The organism is Pseudomonas sp. PvP009 (assembly GCF_017832995.1).
In the GTDB taxonomy this organism is placed as follows: Bacteria; Pseudomonadota; Gammaproteobacteria; order Pseudomonadales; family Pseudomonadaceae; genus Aquipseudomonas; species Aquipseudomonas syringae.
Window position 1 is genome coordinate 1,205,679 of sequence record NZ_JAFIBG010000001.1, and the last position, 14,085, is coordinate 1,219,763.

At 59.1% G+C, this 14,085-nt stretch carries 12 protein-coding genes; 3 read left to right on the forward strand and 9 right to left on the reverse strand.

Going from position 1 to position 14,085, the window contains the following annotated elements; translation table 11 throughout:
* Positions 1–102 precede the first annotated feature (102 nt).
* The 3 genes from JOE29_RS05345 (at position 103) to JOE29_RS05355 (ending at position 2,668) form a co-directional block, all read left to right on the forward strand.
* The gene (locus JOE29_RS05345) at positions 103–837 is read left to right on the forward strand and encodes a 5-methyltetrahydropteroyltriglutamate--homocysteine methyltransferase (protein WP_044312072.1); all 735 of its coding nucleotides are present in this window, start codon (positions 103–105) and stop codon (positions 835–837) included.
* A gap of 123 nt (positions 838–960) precedes the next feature.
* Positions 961–1,953 (forward strand): alpha/beta hydrolase, encoded by a 993-nt coding sequence (locus JOE29_RS05350; RefSeq protein WP_210078947.1) that lies wholly within the window; start codon positions 961–963, stop codon positions 1,951–1,953.
* A gap of 67 nt (positions 1,954–2,020) precedes the next feature.
* Positions 2,021–2,668, forward strand: a complete 648-nt coding sequence (locus JOE29_RS05355) for a DsbA family oxidoreductase (protein WP_003428835.1) — start codon at positions 2,021–2,023, stop codon at positions 2,666–2,668.
* 134 nt (positions 2,669–2,802) lie between these two features.
* Here JOE29_RS05355 and JOE29_RS05360 read toward each other — a convergent pair whose 3' ends face one another.
* The 9 genes from JOE29_RS05360 to glpK all read right to left on the reverse strand — a co-directional run bounded on the left by JOE29_RS05360 (position 2,803) and on the right by glpK (position 14,062).
* Positions 2,803–4,131: a sigma-54 dependent transcriptional regulator gene (locus JOE29_RS05360; RefSeq protein ID WP_003428833.1), complete on the reverse strand. Its 1,329-nt coding sequence runs from the start codon at positions 4,129–4,131 to the stop codon at positions 2,803–2,805.
* A 10-nt stretch (positions 4,132–4,141) separates the two neighbouring features.
* On the reverse strand, positions 4,142–6,049 hold the full coding sequence (locus tag JOE29_RS05365; RefSeq protein ID WP_024649156.1) for an ATP-binding protein: 1,908 nt from the start codon (positions 6,047–6,049) through the stop codon (positions 4,142–4,144).
* Positions 6,050–6,109: 60 nt separating this feature from the next.
* On the reverse strand, positions 6,110–6,844 hold the full coding sequence (locus JOE29_RS05370) for an amino acid ABC transporter ATP-binding protein (RefSeq protein ID WP_003363626.1): 735 nt from the start codon (positions 6,842–6,844) through the stop codon (positions 6,110–6,112).
* On the reverse strand, positions 6,841–7,506 hold the full coding sequence (locus JOE29_RS05375) for an ABC transporter permease subunit (protein WP_002554865.1): 666 nt from the start codon (positions 7,504–7,506) through the stop codon (positions 6,841–6,843). The genes JOE29_RS05370 and JOE29_RS05375 overlap by 4 nt, the downstream gene beginning before the upstream one ends.
* Positions 7,507–8,253, reverse strand: a complete 747-nt coding sequence (locus tag JOE29_RS05380) for an amino acid ABC transporter permease (protein ID WP_003418523.1) — start codon at positions 8,251–8,253, stop codon at positions 7,507–7,509.
* Positions 8,254–8,381: 128 nt separating this feature from the next.
* The gene (locus JOE29_RS05385) at positions 8,382–9,296 is read right to left on the reverse strand and encodes a glutamate/aspartate ABC transporter substrate-binding protein (protein ID WP_003428827.1); all 915 of its coding nucleotides are present in this window, start codon (positions 9,294–9,296) and stop codon (positions 8,382–8,384) included.
* A 346-nt stretch (positions 9,297–9,642) separates the two neighbouring features.
* Positions 9,643–11,181: a glycerol-3-phosphate dehydrogenase gene (gene glpD / locus JOE29_RS05390; RefSeq protein WP_017279635.1), complete on the reverse strand. Its 1,539-nt coding sequence runs from the start codon at positions 11,179–11,181 to the stop codon at positions 9,643–9,645.
* Positions 11,182–11,701: 520 nt separating this feature from the next.
* Positions 11,702–12,457, reverse strand: a complete 756-nt coding sequence (locus tag JOE29_RS05395) for a DeoR/GlpR family transcriptional regulator (RefSeq protein WP_003363617.1) — start codon at positions 12,455–12,457, stop codon at positions 11,702–11,704.
* Between the two features lie 99 nt (positions 12,458–12,556).
* Positions 12,557–14,062 (reverse strand): glycerol kinase GlpK, encoded by a 1,506-nt coding sequence (gene glpK, locus JOE29_RS05400; RefSeq protein WP_003405430.1) that lies wholly within the window; start codon positions 14,060–14,062, stop codon positions 12,557–12,559.
* Positions 14,063–14,085: the final 23 nt, after the last annotated feature.

Genomic DNA, 14,085 nt, shown 5'->3' on the forward strand with positions numbered 1-14,085 from the left:
AGTGCTCCATGAGCAGTATTTGTGATCAACACGAAAAAAATGAGTTTGTCTCATGTTGTGTCCGCTGTCGACAATAGCCCCATCTTTTATGGAGGACGCATCGTGGCCCTGACTCAACACCCTGACTATTTTCCCATTGGCGCGGACCGTGAATTGCAGCACGCTTTGCAGGCTTTCTGGAAACAGGATCAGGGGAGTACGACCACGGGTGCCGAACTGCGCACTTGGTTGATGGCGCGTTATCCGCAGCAGGTACCACACCTGAAACGCGACCAGCGTTTTCAGCCCGATTGGGCGCCGCTGCTGGCGAGCGTCGGTGAAGCAGGCGAGCAAGGCCGCAAAACCGCGTTGATCGGTCCTCTGACACTGCTCTGGCTAAGTGACGTTCAGGGTGACGAGGTAGATCGCCTCGACCTGCTGGAGCATCTGCTGCCGGTGTATGGCGAGATTTTCGGGCGGCTGGCAGCGCGCGGTGTCGAGTGGATTCAGATCGACGAACCGATTCTGGCGCTCGACCTGCCGCTGGCATGGAGCAACGCCTTCGAGCGTGCCTATCACATTCTTCAATATTCGCCGTTGAAGAAGCTTATCGGCCTCTATCACGGTGACCTGCGGCCCAACCTGGGTGTCGCGGCCCTGCTGCCAGTTGCAGGGTTGCATCTGGACAACGTGACCGAACCGGAGCTGCTGGCCCCGGTGTTTGATCGTCTGCCGGTTTACAAGGTTCTGTCCCTGGGCGAGTGCGATACGCATTCGAACTGGCATCAGGAATCGTTGCTAGAAGCGCGCGCCCGTTTTGGGGAAAACCTGATGGTGGCGGATCAGGTCGCTGCCTAACGCAAACCCCGATTAACGACCGCTCAGCGCCATTCATCAAACTGTCACGCAAGTGTGGCAGCGCGCTTGGAAAAACATCATCAGACTCGCGGCCTACTGGGGTTCTGTTTTTTGGTGTTTTTCATGCGGGTTTTAATTTTTCTGGCCGCGCTTCTGTGCGGCTTGCCGTCTTTTGCGGCCGATCGTTGTGATACCGATGTTCCTGTACAGACGGCTGACCTCAAGGACGTGCGGATTGCCTACCAGAGTATTGGTAGCGAGTCCGACCCTGCCTTGTTGTTGGTGATGGGGCTGGGTGGGCAGTTGATTCACTGGCCGGATGAGGTCGTGGTCGCGTTATGTCAGCAGGGTTATCGGGTGATTCGCTACGACAATCGCGATGTGGGTCTGTCTTCGTGGGTGCAACAGCCAGCGGATGCCAATCTGACGTTCGAAGTGCTGCGTTACAAACTTGGCCTGCCTGTCTCGGCACCGTATTCGTTGACTGATATGGCCGACGATGCGCTGGGTCTGATGGATGCATTGCAGATTCGCCAGTTTCACGTGTTGGGCGCGAGCATGGGCGGCATGATTGCCCAGCATCTGGCTGATCTGGCGCCGTCGCGGGTCGAAAGCCTGACGCTGATCATGACCAGTTCCGGTGCGCAGGGGTTGCCTATGCCCAGTACCGCGCTCATGCAGCTGTTGGCGCGTCGCGGCGCGCCCAATCGGGAAGTGGCGATCGAGCAACAGGCCGACCTGCTTGCGGCGCTGGGCAGCCCGCAGGTCAAGGACGATCGCCAGCAGCTGCTGCATCAGGCGGCTGTTTCCTATGACCGGGCGTTCAATCCTGAGGGCGTGAAACGCCAGATCATGGCGATTCTGGCCGAGCCCAGCCGCGTGGAACTGCTGAACCGTCTGCGTCTGCCGGTACTGGTGGTTCACGGCACGGCTGACCCGCTGTTGCCGGTCATGCACGGTGTGCATGTGGCCGCGCACATTCAGGGCAGCCAGCTGCGCCTGATTCCGGGGCTGGCGCACCGTTTCCAGGAGGCCTTCAAGGCCCCGTTGCTCGGTGCAGTGCTGCCGTACCTGAAAGCCCAGCATGAAGACGGTCGCAACCTGGCTCAGTTGTAAGCCGGCCCGGTTGTCAGGCATCGGCAGAAGTGTATCGTGTGACCTTTGCTTACCGAAAAGGGCCGACATGAAAACTGCACTGAAGATCGACTTCATCTCCGATGTTTCCTGCCCCTGGTGCGTCATTGGTCTGCGCGCGCTGGATCAGGCGCTGGAGGCATTGGGTGATGAGGTGCAAGCGCACATTCACTTTCAGCCTTTCGAGCTGAACCCGAACATGCCTGCCGAAGGGCAGGACATCAAAGAACACATCGCCGAAAAGTATGGCTCCACGCCGGAACAGATCGAAGGTATTCACCAGACCATTCGTGAACGCGGTGCTGAACTCGGCTTCACCTTTGCCAGCGGCGAGCGGCGTATCTACAACACGTTCGATGCCCATCGCCTGCTGCACTGGGCCGAGCAGCAAGGCAAGCAGCATGCGTTGAAGCAGGCGCTGTTCGAGGCGTATTTCAGCGACCTGAAAGACCCGTCCAGTCACCAGACTCTGGCAGATGTGGCGCAGAAGGTCGGCCTGGATCGTCTGCGTGCTCAGGCGATTCTGGATGGCGACGAGTACACCACTGAGGTTCGCGAGGCAGAGCAGCTCTGGACGTCTCGCGGTATCACCTCCGTGCCGACCATGGTCTTCAACGACCAGTACGCCGTCTCGGGCGGTCAGCCGGTCGAGGTATTCGTCAGCGCAATCCGCCAGATTGTCGGTGAATCGAAGTAACGTACTGTCTGTGCGGGATAGCACGCGGAGCATTCGCACGATAGGTCTTGCGGACGCCTATCGTTCCTCGCGCTCCAGCGTTGTCTGCGTCACAGATCAGCGCTACACCGCACCCTCAAGATCGGGCGCAGTGCTCAAAGCCCGTATTTCTTGACCTTGTCAAACAGCGTGGTCTTGGCCATGCCCAGTTCCTGGCTGGCCTGGCTGAGGTTGCCGCCGCTGCGTTGCAAGGCGTCGCCGAGCAATGAGCGCTCGAAGGCTTCGACTGCTTCCGCAAACCCAAGACTCTGGTTTTCACTGACCGTGCCTGACTGCTTGAATGCTGGCAGGCCCAAGGCAAAGCGTTCGGCCACGTTGCGCAGTTCGCGTACATTGCCCGGCCAGTCGTGGCTCATCAGGTTCGAGCTGGTTTGCCGATCCAGCACGGGCGGTTCGCGGTCGAAGCGTAACGACGACAACTGCAGGAAGTGTTCAAACAACTGCAGAATGTCTTCGCGGCGCTCACGCAAGGGTGGCAGTTCGAGCGTGACGACGTTCAGGCGGTAATACAGGTCGCTGCGGAACTGATTGGTCTTGCCCAAGGCATTCAAGTCGGACTTGGTCGCCGCAATGACCCGGCAATCCACGGCGACGCTCTGGTTGGAACCCAGCCGTTCGAGGGTTCGCTCCTGCAGGACGCGCAACAGCTTGATCTGCAGATTGACCGGCATGCTTTCCACTTCATCGAGAAACAGCGTGCCGTTGTGCGCGTGTTCGATCTTGCCGATGCGCCGCTTGCCCGCGCCGGTAAAAGCGTTGGCTTCGTGGCCGAAGATTTCCGACTCGAAAAGGCTTTCCGCCAGCCCGCCACAGTTGAGCGCAACGAACTGGCTGTCCTTGCGCCGACTGAAATCGTGCAGGCAGCGCGCGACCAGCTCCTTGCCCGTGCCGGTTTCGCCTTCTATCAATACGTTGGCCGAGGTGTCGGCGACGTTGGCAATCAACGCACGCAGGTTTTGCATGGCCGGGGAGCGGCCGATGATCCGGCCTTCCAGCGAATCGCGCTCGGCCAGCTGCTTGCGCAACGCCCACACTTCACGGGCCAGCCCGCGTTGTTCCAGTGCGCGCCGGGTGACGTCTACCAAGCGCTCGGGAGAAAAGGGTTTCTCCATGAAGTCGTAGGCGCCATCGCGCATTGCGTTGACGGCCATGGTGATGTCGCCATGGCCAGTGATCAGCACCACCGGCAGGCTGCTGTCACGTGCTTTGAGACGGCTCAGCAACTCCAGCCCGTCGATGCCCGGCAAGCGAATGTCACTGATGACGATACCGGCGAAGTTGTCACCGATGCGCTTCAAGGCCTCTTCAGCATTGGAAACGCCCTCGCTGGCGATGTCTTCCAGCGCGAGGGCCTGCTGGCAGCCGAGCAATACATGCGGATCGTCTTCGACGATCAGGACGGTCAGGTCGCTGTTTATGCTCATGGATGTCGTCTCATGTCGGGCTGTCCGGGTGGCGGGCATCGGGGATGAACGGCAGGCTCAGGACAAACGTCGTACCGCCGTCCTGCGGATGCTCTGCGCTCAGGCTGCCCCCGGCTGCGGCGGCAAGGCTCGCCGACAGCGTCAGGCCCAGCCCCAGGCCTTGTTCGCCCGGTTTGGTGGTGAAGAAAGGTTCAAACAGATGCTTGCGCGCCTCGGCGTCGACGCCGTGCCCGTTATCACGTACCCGCAGACGGTATCGGCCGTCGACAACCGATCCGGTGAGCCATAATTCCGGTTGCGGCAGGTCGAACATAGCGTCCAGTGCGTTGCCGATCAGGTTGACCAGAATCTGTTCCAGGCGGGTCTGGTCGATGGTCAGTGTGGCGTCGACGAAGTCGCGATGCACTATCAGGCCGGACTGCTCCAGACGCACGCCCAGCAACTGCGCCGCAGCATCGACAGCCTTGCTCAGTTGCGCCTGGCCCTGATCGTCGCCGCGTCTGGCGAATGCGCGCAGGCTGGCGGTGATGCGGCCCATGCGGTCGACCAGATCATTGATGGTACGCAGGTTGGTACTCGCGGTGTCCAGCGCACCTCGTTCCAGAAAGCGCACGGTGTTGCCGGACAAGGTGCGCAGTGCGGCCAGGGGCTGGTTCAGCTCATGCGCGATGCTGGTCGACATCTGGCCGATGGCTGCCAGCTTTCCGGCCTGTACCAGCTCGTCCTGGGCTCTGCGCAAAGTGTCTTCAGCCTGCCTTCGCTCACGAATCTGCGCCTTGAGGCGTTCGTTGCTGGCCCGCAGGTGTTCGGTGCGTTCGGCGATCTTGCGTTCCAGCTCGTTGTTGGCAGCCTGCAGCGCTTCCCTGGCAGCAAGCCGGGTCGAGATCACCTTGCGCCGCTCGTTCCAGGCGATCAGCAGAAAGGTCACCAGCGCGCAAGCCACGGCCACCAGCATGCCCTGATTGGCTGCTTCACGGCGCAGATCTTCCAGCGGGGTAAGCAGTGTCAGGTGCCAGGCGGTGTCACTCAGCGGGCGGCTCTGGGCCAGATAACTGACCTTTTTGTGTTCGCGGTCGACACTGATGTTGGCGGGAAAAACCAGTGTTTCGACGCCCTCAGACAAGGTTTCCCGTTCCAGTGGCACCAGTTCGTTGAGCGGCCACCAGTAATATTGCAGGCTGCGAGCCAGACGCTCCTTGACCTCAGCCGTGAGCGGACGCACTGATTTCAGACGCCGGGCCGGATCGCTGGAGAGGATGATGATGCCATTCTCGTCGCTGACAAACGCCTCCAGCCGTGCTCGCTGCCAGCGTTCTTCAAGTGCTTCGAGGCGTACCTTGATCACCGCAACGCCGATGATGCGGCCTTTGTCTTCCAGCCCATGGGCCAGGTAATAGCCCGACTCACCTGTGGTGGTGCCGATGCCGTAAAAGCGCCCGGGCAGGCCGCGCACGGCGTCCTGAAAGTAGGCACGGAAAGACAGGTCTTCACCCTGATAACTGTCGGGATCACGCCAGTTGCTGGTGGCCAGCACGCGTCCGGTGGTGTCCATCACGTAAATGGCACGGCTGCGGCTGCGTCGATTCAGCCCTTCGAGGTAGCGGTTGACCTGCTGCTGAAGCTCGGGTCCCGGTTCGTTCAGCAACTGCGACACGCTGGATTCCAGCTCCAGCACGCTGGGCAGGTAGGTGTATTTGCTGATTTCGCTCTCCACCGTGCGTGCGTGCAGCTCGAGCTGGCGCTCGCCGGTTTCGCGCAGGCTCTTGATGCCGCTATGTTCACTGACCAGATAGGCGATATAGCCCAGCCCGATCATCAGCATGAGGATCAGCGGTGGCAGAAACAGTTGACGGATCAGGCGGGGTTTCACGGCGAGTGATGGCGGCGCGGCGCGATAAAGAGTGGGGTCGCATTTCATCACAGTCGTCCTGGACCGAACAGCTGCCCGCTGATAGGCGGACAGCCGTCAAGCTATTGCCTAGTGCTGAAGGATCTTGGCGAGGAATTGCTGGGCGCGTTCCGAGCGTGCGCTGACGTCACCGAAAAACTCTTCCTTGGCGCAGTCTTCGACGATCTGTCCCTTGTCCATGAAAATCACCCGGTTGGCGACTTTGCGGGCGAAACCCATCTCGTGGGTCACGCACATCATGGTCATGCCTTCCTGGGCCAGTTGCACCATCACATCGAGCACTTCATTGACCATTTCCGGGTCGAGTGCGGAAGTGGGCTCGTCGAACAGCATGACCACCGGGTCCATCGCCAGCGCGCGCGCGATGGCGACACGCTGTTGCTGCCCACCGGAAAGCTGCCCGGGATGCTTGTGCGCATGCTCGGAAAGACCGACGCGCTCAAGCAGCTTCAGACCCTTCTCGGTGGCTTCGGCCTTGCTGCGGCCCAGCACCTTGATCTGCGCGATGGTCAGGTTTTCGACAATGCTCAGGTGCGGGAACAGTTCGAAGTGCTGAAACACCATGCCGACCCGCGAGCGCAGCTTGGGCAGGTTGGTCTTCGAATCGGAGATTGATGTGCCGTCGACAACGATATCGCCTTTCTGAAACGGTTCCAGTGCGTTCACGCATTTGATCAGGGTCGATTTGCCGGAGCCGGACGGGCCGCACACCACAACTACTTCGCCCTTGCTGACCTCGGTGCTGCAATCGGTCAGTACCTGGAAGTCCCCATACCACTTGTTGACGTTTTTGATGGAAATCATACGGCAAACCTTTTTTGCAGACGCTTCACCAGCAGCGAGGCGGCAAAGCTGATCGTGAAATACACCAGACCGGCAATGATCAGGAACTCGTTGGCGCGCCCGATGATGTCGCCACTGGAGCGCGATGCGTTAAGAAAATCGACGAGGCCGACGGTGTACACCAGAGAGGTGTCCTGAAACAGAATGATGCTCTGTTGCAGCAGCAACGGGGTCATCTTGCGAAACGCCTGGGGCAGGATGATCAGTCGCATCATCTGCGAGTAGTTCATGCCCAGCGCCTGAGCAGCGCCCATTTGCCCCTTGGAGATCGACTGCACACCAGCACGGACGATTTCGCAGAAGTACGCGGCTTCGAACATCATGAAGGCCACGACGCAGGAGGCGAACGCGCCGATGGGAGTGTCTTCACCGGTAATCCAGCGCAGCACGAACGGCACGGCCAGATAGAACCAGGTGATCACCAGTAGCAGCGGGATCGAACGAAAGTAGTTCACGTAGGCACCGGCCACATTGGCCAGCAGCTTGTTCGATGACAGGCGCATCAGCGCCAGCAGCGTGCCAAGCACCAGGCCGCCGACGACACCCATCGCCATCAGCTTGAGGGTCATGACCATGCCGTTCCACAGGCCGGGAATGGCCGGAACGATTCCTGTGAAGTCCATTTATTTGCCCCCCAGTGAGATGAGTCCCGGTACGGCGACTTTCTTCTCGATCGCACGCATCAGCAGCATCAGGCTCATGTTCAGCGTGAAGTAGATGAGCGTCGCGAGGGTGAAGGCCTCGAACAGGTTGGCGGAGAACTCGGCGGTTTGTTTGGTCTGTGCGAGCAACTCCATCAGGCCGATCAGTGACGCTACCGATGAGTTCTTGAACACGTTCAGGAATTCGGAGGTGAGCGGCGGAATAATGATCCGGTAAGCCTGCGGCAACAGCACGTTCCAGTAGATCTGTGGCAGCTTGAATCCCATGGCGCGGGCGGCCGATTCCTGGCCCTTCGGCAGTGCTTCAATGCCGGTACGCACCTGTTCGCAGACCCGTGCAGCGGTGAACAGGCCAAGGCAGACCACGACGCTGAGGAACGCGGAGGTGGTCGGGTTCAGGTCTTGCTTGTACCACTCCTGCAGGTTTTCCGGCAGCAGGTCGGGCACCAGGAAGTACCAGATGAACAGCTGCACCAGCAGTGGCACGTTACGGAAGATTTCCACGTATACCGTGGCGATGCCCGACACCAGACGGTTTGGCACGGTGCGCATGACGCCCAGCACCGAACCCAGTATCAGGGCAATGATCCAGGCAATGACAGCAATGGCGATGGTCCAGCCCAGACCGGAGATGAACCAGTCCAGATAGGTCTCGCTGCCGACGCCGGTGGACTTGAAGAATACGCCCCAGTCCCAGTTGTAATTCATCAGGGTCTCCCCCTCTTTTTATTGCTATCGAAATGCACGCACTGTCGTCAGTCAGGAGTGACGAGGCGATCCCGGGCAGGCAGTGCCCGCCCGGGATACCGTCAGTTCGGACTGGCTGAACCGGTATCTCAGGCTTTCTTGTCGTCAGCCGCTTTGTCGGTCGGGTTCTGAATCAGCTCCTTGAGCTTGTCGCTCATCGGGAAATTCAGATTCAGACCTTTCGGAGGAACAGGGGACATGAACCACTTGCTGTAGATAGCGTTGATGTCGCCCGACTTGTAGGTAGCGACAATGGCGTCATCGACAGCCTTCTTGAACGGGGCATCGCCCTTGCGAACCATGCAGCCGTAGATCTCGTAGGATTGTGCAGTGCCGGTCACTGCCCAGTCGTCCGGCTTCTTGGCCTTGGCCATTTCGCCTGCCAGCAGCGCGTCGTCCATCATGAAGGCGACTGCACGGCCGGACTCGAGCATCTGGAAGGATTCACCGTGGTCTTTGGCGGAGATCACGTTCATGCCCATCTGCTTGTCAGCGTTCATCGCCTTGAGGATGCGCTCGGAAGTGGTGCCAGCCGTGGTCACGACGTTTTTGCCTTTCAGGTCGTCGAAATCCTTGTAGCTGGAATCCTTTTTCGACAGCAGGCGCGTGCCGACTTCAAAGATGCCGATGGAGAAATCGACCTGCTGCTGGCGCTCGGCGTTGTTGGTGGTCGAGCCACATTCCACATCGACGGTGCCGTTCTGAACCAGCGGGATACGGGTCTGCGAAGTCACCAGGTTGTACTTGACCTTGAGGTCAGGCATGTCCAGGTCTTTCTTGATGGCTTCGACAATTTTCAGCTGGATATCGTGGGAGTAACCCATCGGCACACCAGAGGCATCAGCGATGTAGGAAAACGGGATAGAGGCGTCACGATGGCCCAGCGTGATGGTGCCGGATTCCTTGATCTTCTTCAGCGTGCCAGTGAGTTCGGCGGCGAAAACCGGCGTGCTGATCAGAGCGGCAGCGATGGCTGCGCCCAACAGGTGGGGAACGATGCGCATGGTTGAGTCCTTGATTTCATTTTTTATTGATGGGGCCGTAATCAGAGTCGGCCCGCTTCTTGGCGAATGCTTCAACGGCGTCCACATCCAGACACACGCCCTCGTCGAAACGCTCGGTTCAAAATGTAGAGCATGAGTCGTGCCAAGCAGTTTTAGTAATTCAAGCAACTGAATTTAAAAGGTTTTTTAAAGTTGGCTGTGGTGCCGCGGACCGAGGCGTCCGGGAAACCGAATAAGGCGGGGTAGACTGTTCGGGAAACCGAATGGAATGGGGTACGCGGGAGGAGGGGAGCAAGGAGAGAAGCCTGTTCACCGCGCAATGGGTGAACAGGTTGCGGGCGGATTATCAGGCCGCTTCGAAAGAGGCTTTGTTGCGCACCACTGTTTCCAGGTAGCTGCTCACGGCGGTCTGCTCCTCAGGCGTCGTGAACAAGCCGAGCTTGGTGCGGCGCCACAGGATATCTTCGATGCTGGTGGCCCATTCCTGGTCGCACAGGTAATCGACCTCGCGGGTATACAGGCCTGCACCCAAATGCTGACCAAGATCTTCCAGGCTTTGCGCGCCCTCCAGCAAGCGCCAGCTGCGGCTGCCGTAGGTAATCGACCAGCGCTTGGCAATAGGGTCTGGCAGCCAGCTGCAGCGACGAGTCATTTCTGTTGCCAGCGCTTCGGCGGTGGTCATGTCCTCGCCACCCGGCAGGGCAGCCTTGGCCGTCCAGCTCGGTTTCATCTGTTTGAAGAACGGTGCCAACTGCGCCATCGCCGACTCGGCCAGTTTGCGGTAGGTGGTCAGCTTGCCGCCAAACACCGACAGAATGGGCGCTTCGTCAGCGCCGCCTGACAAGGAAAGTGTGTAATCACGGGTAATGGCGGACGGATTATCGGACTCGTCGTTGCACAGCGGGCGTACGCCAGAAAACGTGTGGAGCACGTCTGCGCGACTCAACTGTTTCTTGAAGTGGTCATTGGCCACTTTCAGCACGTAATCCATCTCGCCTTCAGTGATATCCACCTTGTTCGGATCGCCCTGATACTCACGGTCGGTGGTGCCGACGATGGTGAAGTGCTCCAGGTACGGAATCGTGAACACGATGCGCTTGTCTTCGTTCTGCAGAATGAACGCGTGCTCACCTTCGTACAGTTTCGGCACGATCAGGTGGCTGCCTTGAATCAGGCGGATGCCGTAAGCCGAGTCGAGTTTCAGGTCTTCACGTATGAACTTGGCCACCCATGGGCCTGCCGCATTGACCAATGCCTTGGCATGGATCGAAAACAGGCTGCCGTCGCTGCGCTCCAGATGCAGATGCCACAGGCCCTTGATACGACGGGCGCTGACACAACGGGTCTGAGTATGAATGTGCGCACCGTTTTCACGAGCGGACATGGCGTTGAGCACGACCAGGCGCGCGTCGTCGACCCAGCAGTCGGAATATTCGAAACCGCGGGTGATGCTCGAGTTGAGCGGGCTGTCCGCACCGAAATGAATGGTTCGCGATGCTGGCAGCTTTTCGCGCTTGCCGAGGTTGTCATAAAGGAACATCCCGGCACGAATCATCCAGGCCGGACGCAGGTGCGGGCGATGAGGCAGCACAAAGCGCATTGGCTTGACGATGTGCGGTGCTTTGGCAAGCAGCACTTCACGTTCTGCCAAGGCTTCACGCACCAGGCGGAACTCGTAGTGCTCCAGATAGCGCAGGCCGCCATGAATCAGCTTGCTGCTGGCCGAGGACGTGTGGCTGGCCAGGTCGTCCTTTTCGCACAGAAAAACCGAAAGGCCGCGACCGGAGGCATCCGCTGCGATACCGACACCGTTAATGCCACCGCCAATAACGGCAATGTCGTAGACCTCTGAGAGGGGCGGGGTTGGCACATTGGTGTGGGGCATTGGTGGCCTCCTGGACAATTCGTGAGCAGTGCTCGAAAGGCGAATCTGAACATTAATGTTCATTTTCGAAAATCATAGCTCAATAAAATGACCCTTGCTAGCACGTATCGATTGAAAATACTGATGATGGAGTCAGTAAAAGAACAAATATGAACATTGTAGGGCGGGATTTTTTGCCGGGAGGATGGATGCACAGCCTGCACTGAATTGCTCTGACGCACAGATTTGCGCCACATCGCTGAAGCAGGAGAGGACGCGAAGCGTCCAGAACGGCATACCCACGCGGAGCATGGGCACGATAGTGTTCTTCAGGACATCTATCGTTCCTCACGCTCCAGCGTGGAAATGCCTTGGGTGCCGCTCCGCGTCACAGATGCGTGCTGCGCCATACATACACAAGTCTTGTGGGAGCGAGCTTGCTCGCGAAGAGGCCGGTACAGACTCCAGAAAATAGGGCGCTCGATGCACCGTCTTCATGAGCACTGCGGACCGCCGCGCGAACACCGCTCGCGCCTGACAATCACACCACTTCCAGACGAATCTTGTGCTGATTCAGCAACTGCTGCAGCGCGGGTACCGGTGGCTGATCGGTGACCAGGCAATCGATGAGGGTGATCGGCCCCAGGCGGACCATGGCGTTGCGTCCGAACTTGCTGGAATCAGCCGCCAGCAGCACTTTGCGAGCGTTGGCGATGATTGCCTGGGACACCCTCACTTCCTGGTAATCGAAATCCAGCAGGCTGCCGTCTTCGTCGATACCACTGATGCCCACCAAGGCAAAGTCCACTTTGAACTGGGTGATGAAGTCGATGCTGCCCTGGCCCACAACGCCGCCGTCACGCCGCACATTTCCGCCAGCTATCAGCACCTCAAAATCATCCTTGGTGCTGAGGATCGACGCCACATGCAGGTTATTGGTGATGATCTTCAGGTTGTTGTGGTTGAGCAAAGCACGTGCGATGGATTCGGTGGTGGTACCGATATTGATGAACAACGAGGCGTTGTCCGGGATCTGCGCGGCGATGGCCTCGGCGATCCGTTGTTTTTCGTCGCGCATCTGGTCCGCACGCATGGCGTAGGCGGTATTTTCGATGCTGGAGTCATAGGCTGCGCCGCCGTGGTAGCGGCGCAACAGGTTCATTTCCGCCAATTGATTGATATCACGGCGAATGGTTTGTGGGGTCACGACGAACAGCGTCGCCATCTCCTCGATGCTGACATAACCACGGTCACGGACCAGTTCGAGGATCTGTTGTTGGCGGGGAGGCAGGTTCATTGTTTTTCCTTGGGCGCCCTCTACAAATGGCGCCCATCATGCCGCAGGAAAGTGCAACCTGTCAGCCGGAATCCTGCTCCCCTCCTTACAACAGCACTGTCACTCTTCGTTTTCGTGCGGTTCCCAGTCACGAGTACGCGCGACTGCTTTCTGCCAGCCTGCGTAAAGTTTTTCGCGATGCGCTTCTTCACACGATGGCTCGAACACACGCTCGATCACGGCCTTGTTACGCAACTCGTCCAGGCTGCTCCAGAAACCAATCGCCAGACCGGCCAGGAAGGCTGCACCCAGTGCCGTGGTTTCACGCATCTGCGGACGCTCGACGTGGGTGCCGAGGATGTCTGCCTGGAACTGCATCAGGAAGTTGTTGGCCACTGCACCACCGTCCACACGCAGCGACTTGAGGCGTTCGCCGGAGTCCTGCTGCATGGCATCGAGCACGTCGCGGGTTTGATAGGCGATGGATTCCAGCGCTGCACGAATGATGTGATCGACTTTCACGCCACGGGTCAGACCGAACAATGCGCCTCGTGCGTAGGGGTCCCAATAAGGTGCGCCCAGACCCGTGAACGCCGGCACGAGGTATACACCGTTGCTGTCCTTGACCTTGCCGGCGAAGTATTCGGTGTCCAGCGCGTCGTTGATGAGCTTGAGTTCGTCGCGCAGCCATTGCACGGTCGAACCACCGTTGAAGACCGCACCTTCCAGCGCATAGGCCACTTCACCACGCGGGCCACAGCCGATAGTGGTGAGCATGCCGTGCGCCGATTTCACGGCTTTCTTGCCGGTGTTCATCAGCAGGAAGCAGCCAGTGCCATAGGTGTTCTTGGCCTGGCCGGGTTCGACGCACATCTGGCCGAACAACGCTGCCTGCTGGTCGCCTGCGATACCGGCGATCGGGATGCCGCTCTTGCTGTGGCCGTAAACTTCGGAGGAAGCTTTGACCTCAGGGAGCATCTCGCGCGGGATGTCCAGCACGTCGAGCATGCGCTGATCCCATTCCAGCGTATGGATGTTGAACAGCATGGTCCGCGAGGCGTTGGTGTAGTCGGTGACGTGAACCTTGCCGCCGGTGAATTTCCAGATCAGCCAGGTATCGATGGTGCCGAACATCAGCTCGCCTTTACGGGCGCGCTCGCGGCTGCCTTCGACGTTGTCCAGGATCCACTTGACCTTGGAGCCGGAGAAGTACGGGTCAATCACCAGACCCGTGGTGTCCTTGATGTACTCCTCAAGGCCGTCACGCTTGAGCTGCTGGCAGATCTCGGTGCTGCGGCGGCACTGCCAGACGATTGCGTTGTAGATAGGGCGGCCGGTGTCGCGCTCCCAGATGACCGTGGTTTCACGCTGGTTGGTGATACCGATGGCGGCAATCTGGTTGTGGTGCAGATCGGCCTGCGCCAGTGCCTTGGTCATGCAGGCAGTCTGGGTGGCGAAGATTTCCATAGGGTCGTGTTCGACCCAGCCTGCCTGCGGGTAATGCTGGACGAATTCGCTTTGGGCAGTGCTCACCACGTTGGCGTCGCGATCGAAGATGATGGCGCGCGAGCTGGTGGTGCCCTGGTCAAGAGCAATGATGTAGTTCTTGTTCTGTGTGTCAGTCATTTCGATTGCCTTGCATTATTGGG